We start from the raw sequence: 18,071 nt of genomic DNA, 5'->3' as shown, positions 1-18,071 counted from the left end.
CTCGCCGCTTGGTCAATGTCGTCAATTCTTTCCCAGCAAATCCTTCAGAACGACGTTGTCCAGCATCGTATCAGCCAGCAGGCGCTTGAGTTTGGCATTCTCGTCCTCCAGCGTTTTCAGCCTGGCAGCATCCGAGACTTCCATGCCTCCATACTTAGACTTGAACTTGTAGAACGTCGCAGGGCTGAGGCCGTGTCTACGACACACCTCAGCCGTCGGCATGCCAGCCTCTTGCTCCTTGATCATCCCGATTATCTGCGCCTCGGTAAAACGGCTCTTTCGCATTCGTCTGCTCCTTCAAGATTGGGCAGACTCTACATTAAAATGAGGGATTTTGTGGGGGGCAGGTCAGCTGCGAAAGCGATTGCGACTGTTGGCCAGTTGCGAAAACGGTGCCACGGAGCCTGTGCGATGTCGGTATCCTGACTGCTCTCCAGTTTCTGAAGAGCTGCTGAGATTGGTAGTAGTTCTTGTTTGATTGCCTTGAATTCGGATGAATGGCGGCTCTGCGTGCTTAAGAGTTGCGCGACCCCGCTGATTGTGCGCTCTGTGTTTCTTGATGCTGCTGTTGCTGCCAGTTCGGTTGCTTCCATTGCTGCTTGCCAGTCGATTGGTTCGTTCTTGTGCATTCTGTGTCTCCTTGTAGGTGTTAATGTCTTTGATGATTTTGTTTGCTTCAGCGCGAGAGTGGCCTTGATCAACATGCTGCCATTCTGTCTTAGGGCGGATAGGGTGTTTCGCTGAAAGGGCAGCTCTGCTTCCTGAGCCCTCATGTATTGTCGGGATTTTATCAATGTTTCTTTCGAGAAAAGAACGATGGTCAATCATAGACGATGGCGGATAACCCCAAGTAGTCATCAATCGATTGTGCTGAAGTGCCCAGTCACGTGCTGCATTCTCGACGGCTGATTTGCGAGCCATTCCGATGATGCTTCTTGGTCGCCCCCTTCCGCCCGTCTTAATGTGTTTGTCGAACAAAACGATATGTGCGTGGGGGTTTTTGATATCGTTCCCAGTCTGATCATGAAGGGCCGCGATATATGCGGCCTGCTGTTTCGTCATATGCTCACAAAAAGCCCGTATGAGAGCTTCTCGTTGCCCCTGTGTAGCCTCGACAGGTAGAGCGACGATGAAGCGCTCGCAGACGCGTCCTTTGCGCTGTGCTGCGTCATTCTCGGCTTGCTTGGCGAGTTGTGGAAGGGGAGTGTTGGGAAGGCGGCCTTCTATGACGATGCGCGCAACGCTTGGACGTGTGATATATCGAAGGTGCGCAGCAGTCTGTCCATGTTTTGCTCGCCGGCTGTCGCGCGTCACTTTCGGTGAAAATGTCTTTGTGCTGTGTCTAAATGAAAAGAGTGCCATCTGTGTTTTTGATCGCGGGGACAAAATTACTATTTTGTCCGTTGTGCGCCTTAAAGTTAAAACAGAGATAGGAAACTGATTTGGAAATCCAAAAAATTGAAAAGTCACTTGATACTTTAGCAATTCTCATAGCCAACCATTGTATAAGATGGCGACTGGCAGAGCTTGGTGTGGAGCAACTTTCAGTCGCTCAACGGCGGGCCGTGGTCACGGCCACGCTTGATTATTTCGAGCATTTAATGGAGCGGGTTCAGCCCCTCTCAGCAGGAAACAGCAGCTTATCGTGCGAGGGCGCAACGGACATCGGTCCGCAGCGCTCGCGCTTTGACGCTCACTCTTTCTTTTGAGTGTCGGTCGCGACTCTCTTGGCGAGGCGGTATAACTTGTTTCGCGTTTCCACTTCGCCGGACTTTACCAGTGTATCCAGAGCTTTTTTTGTCTGCTTTCGCATCGATTCACTGTTCCCGCGCACAGCATTAAAGGGATCGCCGGTCAAGGCCTGTAGATTTTTGACGTCAAGCCAAGATCCTGCTTCTTGCTTGTCGTGTTGACTGAGAACTCGAAGAACATCTGCCTTTCGTTGGACTGCAATAGACGGAACTGGCTGGGCTTGTCGATTGCTGTTGGCGGCATGGGTAACAAGGGTTTGTTGTTTCTTGTAGGGAACAGCTTTTGGAACCGTTACTTTGTCTCCTTCTGAATCGACGCCAATTTGATAGCTTTCGATCTCGAATGTGATTGGAGATTGTATTTCATTATTTTTTTGTTTCACGGGTATCAACTGAACGACTTTTTTTGTTGCGTCGGTTTTTACTTTTTTCAGCAAGAACTCGTCATCAATGTTGCCTTTAAACGCAGAAGAGCCTCGCGCTCTGGACGGGTCTCCGTGCGGCGTATGGTGGATGAAGAGAACGTAGCTTCCAGAGGCTTCGGCGATATGGTGTGCGTTTGAGATGATTTGCCCAATTGCCGTTGCTGAATTTTCGTCAGCGTCTCCAATGGCTCTATTTGTCGTATCGATGACGACGATTGATCGCTCGGTTTGTGCTTTGGCTTTACGCGTATTGATATCTCGGATGATGCCATCAATATGATCGAGGTTGGCTAAATCGGGGACTCTCTTAACAATATCAAAATATACCGAGGATGGGCTGTAGCTCTTCAGGTAAGGATAAACGCGTTTGCGAACGCCATTTGGGTCTTCAGGGGCCAGATAGTAGACATATGAGCGCCGGACCTTGAGGCCGGCAAATTCATGACCAAGTGCTATCTTTGCACAGCATGTAGCGACGACCGCGGTTTTGCCTTGGGCGGGGGACGCAATAACAATACCAACCTGCCCTGGGTGAAACCAGTGTTTGATCAGATAATCTTGGTCGAATTGCTCGATCGGACCTGCGGCAGGAATTTCATCTCCGGCTGCGAAGCCTTCTTGTGAAGTGGGGTGTTTTTGAAACATGTTTTGCTTTCGTTTTTTTTTCGATGGAGCATTGTGCTGCCTCGTAAGAGGGACTTGATGTCGTTTGAAAAAGTGCAAAATAAAAATTTGAAATAATTTCCAGACAGACGCACAGACCAGCCAGAGCCTCCCTTAAAGGAGGCGCTGGTCTGTGCGTCTGTCTGGAACGGAGATGTTGTTAGTTTATTCGACGCGAAAGCTATTTCGCTTAGCCAGAGCATCAATCTCGGCACGAAGGGTTTGGATCGAACGAGGCAACCAGCGTGCGGTCGGGAATGCTACCATTTCTTGATATAAAGCTCGAAGCTCCAAGTCTGGCATTGAGCCATAAACAGGCCGCCCCCTGACTGCACCTACTGAGTGTCCCATGAGATAAGCACGTTCCTCGTTTGTCATTTTCGCCTTCACCATTCGATCTTCGAAAGTATGGCGTGTGCAGCTCAATGTGTATTTTCCAGCCTCTCCTGCAGGGACTTCAGGAAACAGCTTTCTATCTTTCAGATATTTATTGACGGTTCCGGAGTAGGTCTTCTTTCCTCGATATCGATCAAAGCCGTCTGGATGCCGTTTCATCGCTTCAAGTGCTGCTCCAAGCAACACAACTGGTCGCTTTGATGCGGCATTTTTAAGCTGATGTTTGTATTCCCCTGTGTTCGTGGGGATCAGTTGGATGTGTGGAAACTCATGGTCGAGGTGAATGGCGCTTGGTGGGAGGTCAATAATTTCTGATTGTCGGCATCCGCATTCAGCTGAAATTGTAGCAATGTCGCGCGCTTGCTCGTTAAGTTCTTCAAGTCCAAATTGGTCAATTAGGTGGTGTTTAATCCAAGCCGCTGGCAAGGACAGTTTCTTGGGGGCATGGTCTTCGGATGCCGTCTTTTCGATTTTGAGGTCTTTAAATGGGTTTTTTCTCTCGCTGATCGGCATATCAAAGCGATTATAGTAAGCCTCTACGAGCTGACGTGCGAACCGGAGCCGTTTGTCGGCATGGTTTGTTGAGATTTCCGCATTGTTGCGGCGCGTCAGCCAGTATCGTTTGAATTTCATCGCGTCGTGTTCTGTGATTTCGAGTATGGGTTTGTCGCCAATAATCTCACTGAATGAACTTGCAGCGTATTTGTATTTATTCCTCCATTCGTCCAGTTGCCGTTTATTTTTTCCGGTAAGATTAGCTTTGTTATTCTCTTCGATGACTGCAGGCATCTCAGAGATCATTAAGGGGGGATAATCAAGGGTTCCGAGTGTTGCTGGAACCATTGCTGATTGCGTATCGATATTTTCGATTGCTTCAATGCGGTCGAGCAGTTTCTCAATTGGCTCGGCCAAGAGTTCTTTCTTCGGTCGGTAAGGTATGCCAACCTCTCGCAGCATCTCCAATGCGGCATCGAATGTTTCTGTAGTGGTTTCGCCGCGAGATTCTTTGAGACGGAAGTCCCAGTCAGCAAGCAGAGACCGCTGCACTACAGCAAAATTTGCCTTTGCTTCTATCATGTCGCGCGTTTTCAAGGACCGGTTAATCTCTTTTCGTTTCTCCACAGCGGCGTATCGCGCAGGGACGCGCCAACGCATGTAATAGACCCGCCCACGGCGTTCGATACCGTCAATACATTTGTCTTTTTCCGCGATCATTTCTGCCCCACACTCTGCCCCACAAAAGGGGATTTTTTGACATGCCGATTTTTAGCGAAAACCGACGATTTCCTCAGGGAACATTGTGTTCTTTGAGATTTTCAAAAATTTTTATTTGATGCCCATGAGAGCGTGTGGGGGCACCATTTTTTCACGACATTCTGACATTGCAGTTTTTTGTTCGCCGCCTGTTGTTCTGTTTTGGAATGCGCAGGCCATGGGTAGGCGAATGCGGGTGATTTTCCGGACGGCGGGAATTCATGGGAGTGATCGGTCCGGTGCTCATGGGAATTCATGGTCTTTCCGGGAATTTACGGGTGTTATTGATTTGTTCTCTATGAAACGAATCACGTGCCTGTGGGTAACTCGGTGGAAATGTGGATTGTTTGCATTTTTTTCACAGAGTTGTCTCAGATGAATGTGAGTGAATTTCTGTGATTTTTTCGTCTATATGTAGTGGTGTCTTATTGCCTTGTCGGCAGATGTGTAAAATTCAACGTATAGGTGTGCGCCATTTTCCTCACGGCCTTCGTCTGTTTCTGGCGCAGAATTGCCCTGTGTAAAAGAAATCCATTGATTACCATGAAATCCCATAGCATAGTGGGTTCATCCGGTGAGGTGGAGATGAGCGGCGCATTCAAGACCGCGAACAAAGACCCATAGTCAGGTTTCATACAGGCATCCACACTCACCAGGACAAAGAGATCCGGCGCGCGAGCGAGCAGACATCCCCCCAGGTGGCGCGTGCAGTCCGGACAGCCCGTTTGTCGGGACGAGGGCGGCGGATTGAGCAGTGGCAGCAGCTCGGTCCGCCGTTTCGCATCAAGGGTTTCGCGCGGGGTGCGCGGGACGCAGGGACAGGATAAGGAGCGGCCCGTTGGTCGGCATGTTTATCGGCGAACACACCTTTAAGGTGGACGGAAAGGGACGCGTGTCGATCCCCGCCGATTTTCGTCGCGAACTCGAACTGGGCGATCCTCTGGCCTCCGAGACCGGCCGTCCCCGCATGGTGATCGTCTATGGTCACGACAAGCAAAAGCAACTCATCGTTCACACTTATGAGGGCTATCGCGCTTTGGCCGCCGATATTGCGCGCCTGCCGCGGGGGTCCGAGAAGCGCAAGATTATGGAGCGCATGATCCTCAACCGTGCGCGTCCGACCGAAGTTGACAATGACGGACGTCTCGTGTTGCCGCAGCCTTTGCGCGACAAGATCGGCCTTGATGGCACCGCGTATTTCGCGGGCATGGGCGAGACCTTCGAGATTTGGAAGCCGGAAACCCATGAGGCGGTGGATGCGATGATTTCCGAGAAATGGCTGGAAGAGCAGGGCGAGGATTTCGATCCGCTCAGTCTTCTGGATGATGTGGAGGTCTGACATGGCCTCGGAAGAGAAAAAGCCTCACATTCCCGTCCTGCTGAACCCGCTTTTGCGGGCCTGCGCGCCGATCAGTGGTCGCTGGCTTGACGGAACATTTGGCGCGGGTGGCTACACCAAGGGATTGATCGCCGAGGGTGCGGACCTTGTGTATGGCGTGGATCGTGACCCTCTGGCGCATGAGATGGCGGCAAGCTGGATCAACGAACCGCCGTATAAGGGCAAGATCGAACTGGTTCTGGGCACGTTTGGCGAGATGGATCAATATGCGTCGGATCTCGACGGGGTGGTGCTTGATCTGGGCGTGTCCTCGATGCAGCTGGATCAGGCCGAGCGCGGCTTTTCCTTTATGAAAGAGGGGCCTCTCGACATGCGGATGTCGCAAGACGGCATGTCGGCTGCGGATTTTGTGAATACGGCGGATGAGGCGGAAATCGCCGATGTGCTGTATCACTATGGCGAAGAGCGCCAGTCCCGCAAGATTGCCCGTGCGATCGTCAAAGACCGTGTGGAAAAAGAGCCGTTCACCACGACGCTGCAACTGGCGTCGCTTATCGAGCGGCTGCTGCCGCGCAAGAAGCCCGGCCACAGCCATCCGGCGACCCGCACGTTTCAGGCGATCCGCATTGCGGTGAATGACGAATTCGGTCAACTCATTGAAGGGCTGGAGGCCGCCGAACGGGCGCTCAAACCGGGCGGGCAGCTTGCGGTCGTGAGCTTTCATTCGCTCGAAGACCGTGTTGTGAAACGATTTTTTCAAGCTCGGGCCTCGACGGGCGGTGGTGGCTCGCGCTATGCTCCGGAACAAGAGGTGAAAACACCCGGTTTCGAGCAGCTCTCCAAAGCCATCGGTCCTGATGAGGACGAGCTGGACAGGAACCCGCGTGCGCGGTCCGCGCGGTTGCGGGTTGGTCGCCGCACCGATGCGCCGTTTGAAGCGGTGGATCGGGAGGCTATGGGCTTGCCGAAACCAGTATTGAGGCGGGATTAACGATGCGTGGGTTCTATATTATTTTTGCGAGTCTGGTGGTGATGGGATTGGGCTTTTGGGCCTATCAGGAAAACTACGCCACCCAGAATGTGCTCAAGAAGGTCAGCCATTTGCAACGCGAGATCGGGCATCAGCGCGAAGAGCTTGCTGTGCTCAAGGCGGAGTGGGCCTATCTCAACCGTCCGGAGCGGCTGCGCGATCTGGCGGAAATCAATTTTGACCGTTTGGGCCTGTTGCCGTTTCAACCCGAACAGTTCGGTCGTGTCGATCAGGTGGCATTCCCGCAAGAGGAAGACCTGATCCTTGAGCTTACGGACGCGGTAGATGTGGTCGGTTCTCTGGAGGCGATCCAACAATGACGATCCGCACACCACTTCGCCCGCTTGCCCGCATCCTTCAAGCTCGCCAGAAGGGGGAAAACCCAGATGCGATCGAGCGCGAAAATCTGCGTCTGCGCCATGAGGAAATGCGCGACCGCTCCCGCCAGCGTGCCGAGGGGCGGCTTCTGGTTTTAGGGCTGTGTTTCGTCTCCGCCTTTGTCGTTGTCGGTGCGCGGATGGGGCAGGTCTCTGCCTCCGTGCCTGAAGAGCCGCGCGCCGCAGCCTCCGGCACCCCCATTCTGGCGCAGCGTGCCGATATAGTGGACCGCAACGGGCGCATCCTTGCGACCAATCGCGTGACCCACTCGCTCTATGCCCAGCCGCAGGAGATGGTGAACCCGATCCACGCGGCTGAAGAGCTGGTGCGCATTTTCCCCGATCTGGATCGCGAAAAGCTGATCCGTGACTTCACCGGCAAGCGCAAGTTCCTCTGGATCAAGAAAAAGATCGCGCCGGAGCAACAGCAAGCCGTGCATGACATTGGCGAGCCAGGGTTGTTGTTCGGCCCGCGCGAAGAGCGCCTCTATCCCAACGGAAAACTGGCCGCGCATGTTCTGGGCGGGACGAAATTTGGCCGTGAAGGCGTGATGAGTGCCGAGATTGTCGGGCAGGCGGGGATCGAGAAAGAGATGGACGCCTATCTGCGCGATCCGTCCAATGGCGACAAGCCGCTGCAACTCTCCATCGACATGACCGTGCAGACGACGGTGCGGGAAGTTTTGTCGGGCGGGATGCGGATGCTCAACGCCAAGGGCGCCGCAGCCGTGATGATGGATGCCAACACGGGCGAGATTATTTCGCTGGTCTCCTTGCCGGATTTTGACCCGAATTCGCGCCCGAAATATTTCGAAGGCAAGGACCCGAGCGACAATCCGCGCTTCAACCGTGCAGTGCAGGGCGTCTATGAGCTTGGCTCGACCTTCAAGATTTTTGCCGCCGCGCAGGCGATGGAGCTAGGGATTGCGAACCCGTCGACCCTGATTCCGGCCACGCCGCCGTTTCGCTGGGGCAAATTTTCGATTGGCGAGTTCGAGGGGCACAACTATGGCCCCGAGTTGAGCCTGACGGGGATGATCGTCAAATCCTCCAACGTGGCAACCGCCCATGTGGCGCAGCAGATCGGTGTGGAGCGCCAGCAGGCCTTCCTGAAATCTCTGGGCTTTTTTGAGCCGGTGCCGGTGGAACTGTCGGAAGCGCCTTCGGGCAAGCCGCTCTTGCCGCCGCATTGGTCGGAGCTTTCCACGCTCACCATCGGCTACGGGCACGGGCTGTCTGCTTCGCCTTTGCATCTGGCAACCGCCTATGCGTCGCTGCTCAATGGCGGCACACGGGTGACGCCGACCCTGATCAAACGTGACGGATATGTGCCCAAAGGCCCGCGTGTGGTGCGCGAAGATGTCTCGAAAGCGGCCCGCACGATGCTGCGCGCCGTGGTGGGAGGTCCGGGCGGGACCGCGTCTTTTGCCGAAGTGCCCGGCTATAAAGTCGGCGGCAAGACAGGGACTGCGGACAAGCCGAAGCCGACCGGCGGCTATTATGATGACAAGACCATCAACACATTCGCTTCCATCTTTCCGGCGGATGATCCGAAATATGTGCTGATCGTTACGCTTGACGAGGCGGTGGAAACCTCCGGAAGAAAACCGCGCCGCACTGCGGGCTGGACCGCCGTTCCGGTCGCCGGAGAGGTGATCCGCCGCACTGCGCCGCTTCTGGGATTGCGACCCGAGATTGAATCCCCCTCCCAAGCTGCTGTAACACTGACCGCAACACAGTAACCGGAATGACAAGAGGCGCGGTCATGATGAAATCTCTATCCGAACTGGGATTGACCGCGCAAAGCGGTGGCGAGGCCAGAAATAAGACGCGGATCACAGGTCTGTCAGTGGACAGCCGCCGCGTTGAACCGGGGCATCTGTTTGCGGCCTTGCCGGGCGCACATGCGCATGGGGCCGAATTTGTCCCGATGGCTTTGACAATGGGCGCGACCGCCATTCTCACCGATCCCGAAGGCGCGCGTCTGGCCGCTGAGGCCATTGCCGAGCATGACCCTGCGCTTGCTGTGGTGGAAGACCCGCGTCAGGCCTTGGCCTATGCCGCAGCGCTGTTTTTCGGTGCGCAGCCGGAGGTCATGGTCGCGGTCACAGGCACCAATGGCAAAACTTCCGTTGCGACTTTCACCCGCCAGATCTGGCAGCTTCTGGGCGCACGGGCGATCAATATTGGCACCACCGGCGTCGAAGGCGACTGGCAGGCCCCAAGCCCGCACACCACGCCGGAGCCGATCACCCTGCATGGCATGTTGTCGCGGGCGGCCAAGGCCGGTGTGACCCATGGCGCGATGGAGGCCAGTTCGCACGGTCTCGCTCAGCGTCGTCTTGACGGGGTCGAACTGACCGCCGCCGCCTTCACCAATTTCACGCAGGACCATCTGGATTACCACGCCACTTTCGAGGCCTATTTTGCCGCCAAATCTGGGCTGTTCACCCGTGTGCTGGCCGAGGACGGTGTAGCGGTGGTCAATATCGACGATGCCAAGGGCATGGAGATCGAAGGGATTTGCGCCGAGCGTGGTATTGATGTGATGCGGGTCGGGCGCTCGGATGCGTCCGATTTGCGGGTTGTGGCGCAACGCTTTGATCCGACAGGGCAGAACCTGCGCGTCGATTTTGTTGGCAACATCTATCAAATCCGCCTTGATCTGATCGGCGGGTTTCAGGCCGAAAACGTCATGGCCGCCGCTGGGCTGGTGATGGCTTGCGGGGCTGATCCGGAAGAAGTGTTCTCCTGTCTGCCCGAACTGGTCGGCGTGCGTGGCCGGATGCAACACGCCGCTACGCGAGGCAATGGCGCGACGGTCTTTGTGGATTATGCCCATACGCCCGATGCCGTTGCCACCGCGATCAAGGCGCTCAGGCCGCATGTCATGGGCCGTGTTGTCGCCATCGTCGGCGCAGGCGGAGACCGGGACAAGACCAAACGCCCCTTGATGGGGCAGGCCGCTGCGGAGAATGCCGATCTGGTGATCGTCACCGACGACAACCCGCGTTCCGAAGATCCGGCGGCCATTCGTGCCGAAGTCATGGCCGGTGCGCCCGAAGCGATTGAGGTGGGGGACCGTGCCGAGGCGATCTTGCGCGGTGTTGATGCGCTGCAACCGGGGGATGCCTTGCTTATTTGCGGCAAGGGGCACGAGAGCGGCCAGATTGTCGGGGACAATGTCTACCCGTTTGACGATGTGGAACAGGCCTCTATGGCGGTCTCCGCGCTGGACGGAGCGATGTGATGGCGCTTTGGACTTCAGAGGCGGCGGCACAGGCCACAGGCGGGCGCGCGACGCAAGCCTTCGAAATCAATGGCGTGTCGATCGATACGCGCACAATCCGTCCGGGGGATTTGTTCGTGGCGCTCAAGGATGTGCGCGACGGCCATGACTTTGTAGCGCAGGCCTTGGAAAAAGGCGCTGCGGCGGCACTGGTTTCGCGTATTCCCGAAGGCGTGCCCGAGGGTGCGCCCTTGCTGGTGGTGGAAGACGTGTTGCCTGCTTTGGAGCGTCTCGGAGCCGCTGCGAGGGAACGCGTGAAGGGCAAGGTGATTGGGGTCACGGGCTCTGTGGGGAAAACCTCGACCAAGGAAATGCTGCGCGCGATTTTGAGCCGGCAGGGCAAGACCCATGCCGCCGAAGCCAGTTACAACAATCACTGGGGCGTGCCTCTGACGCTTGCACGGATGCCGCAAGACACGGAATTCGCGGTGATCGAGATCGGTATGAACCACCCCGGCGAGATCGCGCCTCTGGCCCGTCTGGCCCGTCCTGATGTGGCGATGATCACCACTGTGGCGCCCGCCCATATGGCGGCCTTCGAGAGTTTGGCTGGCATTGCGCGTGAAAAGGCCGATATTTTCAAAGGGCTGACCGAGACCGGCGTGGCCGTGTTCAACGGCGATCTGGATGTCAGCGATCTTCTCGCACAGGCGTGGGACGGCGAGATGCTGCGCTTTGGCGAGGACGAGGCCAACTCGGCGCGGCTTTTGTCGGTGGAGCTTGAGGATGGCCGCACACGCGGCGAGGCTATGATCGACACGGAACATTACGATTTTGCGCTCTCTACGGCGGGTCGGCATTTCGCGGCCAATGCGGTGGGCTGTCTGGCCGTGGTTTATGCGCTCGGCGCGGATGTGGCGCAGGCGGCGGCGGATTTGACGCTTTGGGCCCCGCCGGAGGGTCGTGGCGCGCGCGAGACCGTGACGTTGCCCGTGGGCGCGCCGGTCGAATTGATTGACGATGCCTTCAACGCCAACCCGACCTCGATGAGTGCCGCGCTGGAAGTTCTGGCGAAGGCCGAGCCGCAGGGCACCGGTCGCAGGATTGCTATTCTGGGCGATATGCTGGAGCTGGGCGAAAAAGAGACCGCGATCCATGGAGGTCTGGCCGCATTGCCGTGGTTTGCCGCGCTGGACGCTGTGCATTGCGTCGGTCCTTTGATGCGCTCGCTTTATGATGTCTTGCCCGAAGACCGTCGCGGCACATGGTTCGAGACCGCCCAAGAGGCACGTCCGGTCCTGTCGAGTCTGGTCGGTCCGGGAGATGTGGTGCTTGTGAAGGGCTCCAAAGGGTCTAAGGTCAGCCTTCTGGTTGACGAAATCCGCAAATTGGGACAAGCGCATCCCGCATAAGACGCGCACAAGAAAAAGGATAAAGGTGAGCAGATGTTATATTGGATTTCGGGCCTGTCTGATGGGGGCGATTTTTTCAACCTGTTTCGCTATATCACCATGCGTTCGGGCGGCGCGTTTTTCACGGCTCTGATTTTCGCGATGTTCTTCGGACGTCCGCTGATCAACATGCTGCGCCGGCGTCAGGGTAAGGGGCAGCCGATCCGTGATGATGGCCCTGAGTCTCATTTCGCCAAGGCAGGCACGCCGACGATGGGCGGCTTGCTGATCCTGACCGCCTTGCTGGTCTCGACCCTGCTCTGGGCGCGGCTCGACAATGCCTATGTCTGGATCGTGATGTTCGTGACCTTCGGCTACGGGCTGATCGGGTTTGCCGATGACTATGCCAAGGTGTCGAAAGCCAATACCAAGGGTGTGTCCAGCCGCGTGCGCCTGCTTCTGGGTTTCGTGATTGCCTTGATCGCCTCGGTCTGGGCCTCAATGGTGCATCCTGCCGAGTTGCAATTCCAGCTGGCGCTGCCGGTGTTCAAGGATCTGCTGATCAATCTGTGGTGGTTCTTCGTCCCCTTCGCCATGATCGTCATTGTCGGCGCAGCCAATGCGGTGAACCTGACGGACGGTCTCGACGGGCTGGCGATCATGCCGGTGATGATCGCGGCGGGCACGCTGGGCGCGATTGCCTATGTCGTGGGACGTGTGGACTTCACCGACTATCTGGGTCTGCATTATGTGCCGGGCACGGGGGAAATCCTCGTCTTTACGGCTGCACTTATTGGCGGAGGGCTTGGCTTTTTGTGGTTCAATGCCCCGCCTGCGGCTGTGTTCATGGGCGACACCGGATCGCTGGCCTTGGGCGGCGCTTTGGGGGCGATTGCCGTGGCCACGAAACACGAGATCGTTCTGGCCATTGTTGGCGGGCTGTTTGTGGTCGAAGCGCTCTCTGTCATCATTCAGGTGCTCTATTTCAAACGCACCGGAAAACGCGTGTTCCTGATGGCGCCGATCCATCACCATTACGAGAAAAAAGGCTGGTCCGAGCCGACCATCGTGATCCGGTTCTGGATCATTTCTCTGGTGCTGGCACTCATTGGTCTGGCGACGTTGAAACTGCGCTAAAAGGGAAGGGGGCCGCGGCCCCCCTTTTTTGAGTATTTGGACAGCAAAGGAGCGGATCGGGATGATCCCTGTTCTTGGATACGAAGGTAGGAAAGTGGCTGTTTTGGGGCTTGGGCGCTCGGGTCTTGCGACCGCGCGGGCGCTGGAGGCCGGCGGCGCAGAGGCGCTGTGTTGGGATGACAGTGTCGAGGCGCGGGAGCGGGCGGAGGGAGACGGGTTTCTCATCCACGACCTGCACAAGGCCGATGCTTTCGCAGGCGTGTCCTGTCTTGTGGTCTCCCCCGGTATTCCGCATCTCTATCCCGAGCCCAATAAGCTCATCGCACGGGCTTGGGAAGAAGGTGTGCCTGTGGACAATGACATCGGGCTATTTTTCCGCTCTCTGGGTCAGGGAGATTGGATGGAGCATGACACGCCGCCGCGGGTGGTTGCGGTGACAGGGTCCAATGGCAAATCAACGACATCGGCGCTGATCCATCACATTTTCGAGGAAAACGGCAGGCCGTGCCAGTTGGCGGGTAATATCGGGCGCGGGGTTCTGGATATTGAGGAGCCTCTGGACGGGGAGGTGATCGTGCTGGAGCTGTCCAGCTACCAGACCGATCTGGCGCGGGCTTTGACGCCGGATGTGGCGGTGTTTACCAATCTCTCGCCGGACCATCTCGACCGCCACGGCGGGATGGGGGGCTATTTTGCCGCCAAGCGCAGGCTCTTTGCCGAAGGCGGGCCGGATCGTGCGGTGATCGGCGTGGATGAGAAAGAAGGGCGCTATCTGGCCAATCAACTGGTCGAGGGCCCCGAGGATCTGCGATTGATCCGTGTGTCTTCTGGGCAGAAGCTCTCCGGTCCCGGCTGGAACATCTTTGCGCGCAAGGGCTTCCTGTCCGAGTATCGCAAGGGTAAGCAGACCGCCTCAATCGATCTGCGCGATATGGTCGGGCTGCCCGGAGCCCACAACCATCAGAACGCCTGTGCCGCCTATGCGGCTGCGCGGGCGCTGAACCTGTCGCCACGCGTGATCGAGGGTGCGCTGCGCAGTTTCAAAGGGCTGCCGCACCGGTCGCAGCTTGTGCGTGAACGTAACGGGGTGCGTTATGTGAATGACTCGAAAGCCACCAATGTCGATGCCGCAGCCAAGGCCTTGCAGGCATTCCCGCGTATCCGGTGGATTGCAGGCGGGCTTGGCAAGGAGGGCGGGATCGAGGCGTTGCAGCCGCATCTCGGGTCGGTCGCGAAAGCCTATCTGATCGGGTTTTCGGCACGCGACTTTGCGCTTCAGATCGGTGATACGCCCTACGAGATTTGCGAGACGATGGAGGTCGCCGTTGCCAAAGCTGCGGCAGAGGCCGAGGAGGGCGACACGGTGTTGCTCGCCCCCGCCGCCGCCTCGTTTGATCAGTTCCCGAATTTCGAGAAACGTGGCGAGGCCTTTTCGGCGGAGGTCGAGAAGCTGGATTGAGGCGTTGCGTGCAAGCCGTTAAATCCAGCCGAGCAAGACCCACCAGAAATAGTCGAGCGGGATAAAGACCAGAAAGGTCAGGGCCGCCAGAGAGAGCGTCATCTTCATCAGGTGACGCGTGCTTTCGCCCGCAAGCCCCATTGCAACGATGAGCGGGCCGACCTGATAGGGGAAGATCACGGTCGAAAAGCCGATGACCTGTGTCATCAGAACGGTTTCGGTCGAGAACCCCGTGGCTTGCGACAGTTCTTCGGTCAGCGGGGTCAGCACGGCAGGCACGCCGGGCATGGTGGTGAAGACGGACGTCAGCGCACCCAAGGTCGAGAGCGAATAGAAGTTGAGAAAGTCGCGGCCTTCGGACAGGGGCAGGGCGCCCACCACCTGATGGGCGATGATCGTGCCGAGGCCGGAGTTGTTGACCACAGCCCCAACGGCCAGCGCACCGCCGACAAACATCAACATGCCGAAATCCACGGCGCCCTTGAACACAGGCGGCGGCACAAGCCCCAGACGCGGGACCAGCAACACCAGCGTCGTGGCAAGGCCGATCCAAGCAGCGTTGATATGGTGGAGTTGGTCCGTGGCCCAGAAACCGATGGTCACAAGCAGGATGCCCATAAGGATGAATTGCTTGCGCGAGGAAGACGGGGTTTCCTGCGTGGTCTCGATCGGTTTCGGCGTGATCGTGGCAGGAAAGAAATACAGCGTCAGGGCGACCAATGCGACGGATTTGAGAATGCCCAGCACCGGATAATGCAAGAGCAGATAGTCGGCATAGGAAAACTCGACGCCGAGAATCTTGTCGGCCATGCCCGAGAGCACGATGTTGGGGATGTTTGACGGCAGGATCGCAAAGCTCGGCATATTGGTCCCGAAAGCGATGATGACAGCAACCCCGATCCGACCCTTGGAGCCTTTCTCAAGCCCCAGCATGTTCGCGAGCGCCATGCCCACGGGCACCAGAACGGCGGAGCGTCCCAGCGAGGAGGGCATGACAAAGCCCAAGCCCATGCCGATCACCATCAATCCGCCGATCAGTATCGGATAGCTTTTGGACAGATGCGGGCGGGCGACCTCGCCGATCTTTGCGCCAAGCCCCGAATGGGTGATCGCAGCGCCAATGACGAACCCTGCCACGATCAGCCACATGGCGGTGGAGGTGAAGCCGGAGAACACGGTTTCCGGCGTGGAGAGGTTCAGCAAAAGCAGCGCTGTGAAAAAGAACAGGGAGGCAAGATAGCCCGGCACCAGCCCCGTGGCCCAAAGTCCCAGCGTCACAAGCACGATGGCAAAGATCAGGGCTTGCGGGGCGGTGAAGATGGCCGGAACGGTGATGGCGATGGCCAGAGCGATGAGGGTGATGGCCGTGATGACGGCCTCGCGGAAGTAGGTCATGGGAGGTCCTGCGTTTTGACGGCTTTGCCCGCATGGCGAATGGCGTGCGGTCCTTGGGCAAAGATGTAGTCAAAGACTCGGGAATGTGATAGAGCGACATTATGCCAAAACATGTCGAATACCTGCCAAATCCCGATGCGCCGCCCACACGGATCGGGTTTGACCTGAGCCCCGGTCGTCCTGTGGTCGCTCGGCAGGAGGCGCTTGAGCGCGGCTATGCGGTCGCGCCACATAGCCACCCGCGCGCGCAACTGGCCATGAGTTACAACGGGGTGATGCGGATGCAGGCGGGGGAGGATGTCTGGATCATACCGCACAAACACGCGATCTGGATCCCGCCTGATGTGATGCATCAACTCAGCTCGCCCTCGTCGGTTCTCACCCATCACCTCTATGTCGCGCCCTCCTATGTGAACCGTGCGGGCCTGCCGCAAGAGGTTACGGTTCTGCGCACATCGCCTTTGCTCAGAGGGGTGGTGGAGCGCATGGTGGATGGAAGCCTGAGCAAGCCGGAAATGCGGCGGCTGGCTTGGGTGGCTTTGGATGAAATCGGGCGGCTGAAACCTGCGGCGATGCACCTGCCGGGCGGGCGTGATCCGCGACTGATCAAGGCAATGGGGATTTTCTTGCGCCACCCTGAAGAACGGCGAGGACTGGCCGAGATCGCCTATGAGGACGGCACGTCCGAGCGCACGCTAGCGCGGCTGTTTGTGACGGAAACCGGCAAGACCTTCCGAGACTGGCGGGCGCGGCGGCGAATCCTGTTCGCGCTGGAGCGGTTGGAGCAGGGCGACAGCAGCACGAAACTGGCTGCACAGCTTGGCTATTCCAGCCCCTCGGCCTTTATCGCCGCGTTCAAACGGGACTTGGGCGCGCCGCCCTCTGCGTTTCGGTGAACTGCTGTAACGCGAAAGAAACGGTGTCATTGAGGCCCGAATAATCGGGATTATCTGGGATTACCCGAAAATGGCTGATAACCCTTAAAAATAAGGGGCTTCGCGGGGTGGAGCGCGAAAAGGGCATTGAAGCGTGGTTTAATGGGCGCGAAAGGAATGTGTCACTGACGTGTGGCTTCGTGCCAAAGTAAATCAGCTAAGCCTTTGATTTTCTGCATTCTGAACTCTGGAACTCGGAACAACAATGGCTATGGGGCTGTATGTGTCCGAGATTGCCTGTCCGCCTTGTTTTATTGGCATTTCAGGAGATGAAAGCGATTTACTCCAATTGAGAAACTCGGAACAAAATTCGTCAGTCAGACTCATCATTCTTGTGGTCATCACTCGGCTTCAATGCATTAGGCAACTGATCATCAATCGCGGAGCTGTACCTGTCAAGTTGCAGAGCCATGAGCGACTGGGGCAAGGTGAAAGATGCTAGAAAAACGAAACAGGCAAGGCCTACAAACGCTCTCTCGAGCCATATTGTTATGACCACGTATTCCTCAGGCACTACGAACATCGCCAAAGCAAGCCCTAGCGTCATCAAGTAAAAATGGAAAAGGGTCCTGTGGCGCCAAAGCCTTGCTTCGACGGATTTTTTGTTAAGCTGAAGATCTTTCCAGTCTCGCGGTCCGGGGTCCCCGATGAACGTAATCACAGCGATCAGAAACCCTGCCAGAATAGAGAACACCGTGACTATCGTATTAATTGCATCATTGTTTCCGGAAATAAGCGGTTGAATGAAGTACCCCGCAGCGAATGAGGCTGCGAGATTTAGCACGAGGGCTAATATTCTTCCAACTGCTATATGTGGGCAAGAGCTCATTTAGATTTCCATCTGACCAGAGCGGCGCAACTCAGACAAGTACTCTTTGAATTCGCTAATGACTTCAGCGGAATCTAGCGTATTCGCATATTTTTCAATTCGAACTCGTTTTTTAGCGGAAATCTCTGACGGCTTGATGGTATCACCATTCCGTAGTTTGATGACATATGTGTCGCTATCCTCCTCCTCAACAAGTACCTGTGCAATTGCATCGAGCCCCTCTTTAGCAGTCAGTCGATCTGAGCTACCCCCCGAAATTCGGACAGTGACGTAAGCTACGATTTGCAGTCTGCTGATCTTCGACGAAAAGGAGATCAGAGATGTCGAAACGCAAACAACATGCGCCTGAATTTAAGGCGAAGGTCGCGCTGGAAGCCTTGAAGGGTGAGGAGACCGCCGCCGAGCTGGCAAGCCGGTTCGGGGTGCATCCGACGATGATCCATCAATGGAAACGTGCGCTC

The 18,071-nt window shown here is 56.7% G+C and carries 16 protein-coding genes and 2 pseudogenes; 11 read left to right on the top strand and 7 right to left on the bottom strand.

What is annotated here, in order from left to right; genetic code table 11:
- Nucleotides 1-27 precede the first annotated feature (27 nt).
- From BM152_RS17750 to BM152_RS19740, 3 genes and pseudogenes are all read right to left on the bottom strand, one after another.
- Nucleotides 28-285 (bottom strand): annotated as a pseudogene (locus tag BM152_RS17750) (transposase); the annotation flags it as partial.
- A 29-nt stretch (nucleotides 286-314) separates the two neighbouring features.
- Nucleotides 315-629, bottom strand: a complete 315-nt coding sequence (locus tag BM152_RS19575; protein ID WP_231730509.1) for a hypothetical protein — start codon at nucleotides 627-629, stop codon at nucleotides 315-317.
- Nucleotides 630-762: 133 nt separating this feature from the next.
- Nucleotides 763-1,362: pseudogene (locus BM152_RS19740) on the bottom strand (MobA/MobL family protein); the annotation flags it as partial.
- Between the two features lie 80 nt (nucleotides 1,363-1,442).
- Between BM152_RS19740 and BM152_RS19045 the strand changes: the two are divergent.
- The gene (locus BM152_RS19045) at nucleotides 1,443-1,709 is read left to right on the top strand and encodes a hypothetical protein (RefSeq protein ID WP_139222539.1); all 267 of its coding nucleotides are present in this window, start codon (nucleotides 1,443-1,445) and stop codon (nucleotides 1,707-1,709) included.
- Here the strand turns inward: BM152_RS19045 and BM152_RS17740 are convergent.
- Both BM152_RS17740 and BM152_RS17735 read right to left on the bottom strand, forming a co-directional pair.
- Nucleotides 1,694-2,821, bottom strand: a complete 1,128-nt coding sequence (locus BM152_RS17740) for an AAA family ATPase (RefSeq protein ID WP_066602473.1) — start codon at nucleotides 2,819-2,821, stop codon at nucleotides 1,694-1,696. The two genes, BM152_RS19045 and BM152_RS17740, sit on opposite strands and share 16 nt — an antisense overlap.
- A 183-nt stretch (nucleotides 2,822-3,004) precedes the next feature.
- A complete protein-coding gene (locus tag BM152_RS17735; RefSeq protein ID WP_066602476.1) occupies nucleotides 3,005-4,450 on the bottom strand; it encodes a DUF6538 domain-containing protein in 1,446 nt (481 codons plus the stop codon).
- A gap of 886 nt (nucleotides 4,451-5,336) precedes the next feature.
- Between BM152_RS17735 and mraZ the strand changes: the two genes are divergently transcribed.
- From mraZ to murD, 8 genes are all read left to right on the top strand, one after another.
- Nucleotides 5,337-5,828: a division/cell wall cluster transcriptional repressor MraZ gene (gene mraZ / locus BM152_RS17725; RefSeq protein ID WP_066602511.1), complete on the top strand. Its 492-nt coding sequence runs from the start codon at nucleotides 5,337-5,339 to the stop codon at nucleotides 5,826-5,828.
- A 1-nt stretch (nucleotide 5,829) separates the two neighbouring features.
- Entirely contained in the window at nucleotides 5,830-6,819 is a 990-nt protein-coding gene (rsmH, locus tag BM152_RS17720) for a 16S rRNA (cytosine(1402)-N(4))-methyltransferase RsmH (RefSeq protein ID WP_111481425.1), read from the top strand.
- Nucleotides 6,820-6,821: 2 nt separating this feature from the next.
- Nucleotides 6,822-7,178, top strand: coding sequence for a cell division protein FtsL (gene ftsL, locus BM152_RS17715; protein WP_066602480.1), 357 nt, complete (start codon nucleotides 6,822-6,824; stop codon nucleotides 7,176-7,178).
- Complete coding sequence (locus tag BM152_RS17710; protein WP_066602482.1) at nucleotides 7,175-8,977, top strand: peptidoglycan D,D-transpeptidase FtsI family protein; 1,803 nt, start codon at nucleotides 7,175-7,177, stop codon at nucleotides 8,975-8,977. The genes ftsL and BM152_RS17710 overlap by 4 nt, the downstream gene beginning before the upstream one ends.
- A gap of 23 nt (nucleotides 8,978-9,000) precedes the next feature.
- Entirely contained in the window at nucleotides 9,001-10,485 is a 1,485-nt protein-coding gene (locus BM152_RS17705; protein WP_082715340.1) for a UDP-N-acetylmuramoyl-L-alanyl-D-glutamate--2,6-diaminopimelate ligase, read from the top strand.
- Nucleotides 10,485-11,876 carry a UDP-N-acetylmuramoyl-tripeptide--D-alanyl-D-alanine ligase gene (locus BM152_RS17700; protein ID WP_066602488.1) on the top strand — a complete coding sequence of 464 codons (1,392 nt, stop codon included), beginning with the start codon at nucleotides 10,485-10,487 and terminating at the stop codon, nucleotides 11,874-11,876. Before BM152_RS17705 ends, BM152_RS17700 begins: the two co-directional genes overlap by 1 nt.
- A 33-nt stretch (nucleotides 11,877-11,909) precedes the next feature.
- Entirely contained in the window at nucleotides 11,910-12,992 is a 1,083-nt protein-coding gene (mraY, locus tag BM152_RS17695) for a phospho-N-acetylmuramoyl-pentapeptide-transferase (protein ID WP_066602491.1), read from the top strand.
- A gap of 61 nt (nucleotides 12,993-13,053) precedes the next feature.
- Complete coding sequence (murD, locus tag BM152_RS17690; protein ID WP_066602495.1) at nucleotides 13,054-14,451, top strand: UDP-N-acetylmuramoyl-L-alanine--D-glutamate ligase; 1,398 nt, start codon at nucleotides 13,054-13,056, stop codon at nucleotides 14,449-14,451.
- An 18-nt stretch (nucleotides 14,452-14,469) separates the two neighbouring features.
- On the opposite strand, the gene BM152_RS17685 is transcribed toward murD, so the two are convergent.
- Nucleotides 14,470-15,846 (bottom strand): SLC13 family permease, encoded by a 1,377-nt coding sequence (locus BM152_RS17685; protein ID WP_066602498.1) that lies wholly within the window; start codon nucleotides 15,844-15,846, stop codon nucleotides 14,470-14,472.
- A 101-nt stretch (nucleotides 15,847-15,947) separates the two neighbouring features.
- On the opposite strand from BM152_RS17685, the gene BM152_RS17680 reads away from it, so the two are divergent.
- Nucleotides 15,948-16,742 (top strand): AraC family transcriptional regulator, encoded by a 795-nt coding sequence (locus BM152_RS17680; RefSeq protein WP_066602501.1) that lies wholly within the window; start codon nucleotides 15,948-15,950, stop codon nucleotides 16,740-16,742.
- A gap of 352 nt (nucleotides 16,743-17,094) precedes the next feature.
- Here BM152_RS17680 and BM152_RS17675 read toward each other — a convergent pair whose 3' ends face one another.
- On the bottom strand, nucleotides 17,095-17,610 hold the full coding sequence (locus tag BM152_RS17675) for a hypothetical protein (protein ID WP_139222538.1): 516 nt from the start codon (nucleotides 17,608-17,610) through the stop codon (nucleotides 17,095-17,097).
- 320 nt (nucleotides 17,611-17,930) lie between these two features.
- On the opposite strand from BM152_RS17675, the gene BM152_RS17670 reads away from it, so the two are divergent.
- The coding region (locus BM152_RS17670) for a transposase (protein ID WP_139222537.1) at nucleotides 17,931-18,071 on the top strand (141 nt) is incomplete at its 3' end.

The organism is Celeribacter halophilus, from assembly GCF_900114135.1.
In the GTDB taxonomy this organism is placed as follows: domain Bacteria; phylum Pseudomonadota; class Alphaproteobacteria; order Rhodobacterales; family Rhodobacteraceae; genus Celeribacter; species Celeribacter halophilus.
This window is presented reverse-complemented; position numbering and strand designations above follow the sequence as displayed.

Bases quoted from the DNA above. Each gene is read 5' to 3' on its own strand.
- BM152_RS17735 (WP_066602476.1), bottom strand. From the start codon at position 4,450: ATGATCGCGGAAAAAGACAAATGTATTGACGGTATCGAACGCCGTGGG.
- rsmH (WP_111481425.1), top strand. From the start codon at position 5,830: ATGGCCTCGGAAGAGAAAAAGCCTCACATTCCCGTCCTGCTGAACCCG.
- BM152_RS17740 (WP_066602473.1), bottom strand. From the start codon at position 2,821: ATGTTTCAAAAACACCCCACTTCACAAGAAGGCTTCGCAGCCGGAGAT.
- BM152_RS19575 (WP_231730509.1), bottom strand. From the start codon at position 629: ATGCACAAGAACGAACCAATCGACTGGCAAGCAGCAATGGAAGCAACC.
- BM152_RS17675 (WP_139222538.1), bottom strand. From the start codon at position 17,610: ATGAGCTCTTGCCCACATATAGCAGTTGGAAGAATATTAGCCCTCGTG.
- mraY (WP_066602491.1), top strand. From the start codon at position 11,910: ATGTTATATTGGATTTCGGGCCTGTCTGATGGGGGCGATTTTTTCAAC.
- murD (WP_066602495.1), top strand. From the start codon at position 13,054: ATGATCCCTGTTCTTGGATACGAAGGTAGGAAAGTGGCTGTTTTGGGG.
- BM152_RS17700 (WP_066602488.1), top strand. From the start codon at position 10,485: ATGGCGCTTTGGACTTCAGAGGCGGCGGCACAGGCCACAGGCGGGCGC.
- mraZ (WP_066602511.1), top strand. From the start codon at position 5,337: ATGTTTATCGGCGAACACACCTTTAAGGTGGACGGAAAGGGACGCGTG.
- BM152_RS17680 (WP_066602501.1), top strand. From the start codon at position 15,948: ATGCCAAAACATGTCGAATACCTGCCAAATCCCGATGCGCCGCCCACA.
- BM152_RS17705 (WP_082715340.1), top strand. From the start codon at position 9,001: ATGATGAAATCTCTATCCGAACTGGGATTGACCGCGCAAAGCGGTGGC.
- ftsL (WP_066602480.1), top strand. From the start codon at position 6,822: ATGCGTGGGTTCTATATTATTTTTGCGAGTCTGGTGGTGATGGGATTG.
- BM152_RS17710 (WP_066602482.1), top strand. From the start codon at position 7,175: ATGACGATCCGCACACCACTTCGCCCGCTTGCCCGCATCCTTCAAGCT.
- BM152_RS17685 (WP_066602498.1), bottom strand. From the start codon at position 15,846: ATGACCTACTTCCGCGAGGCCGTCATCACGGCCATCACCCTCATCGCT.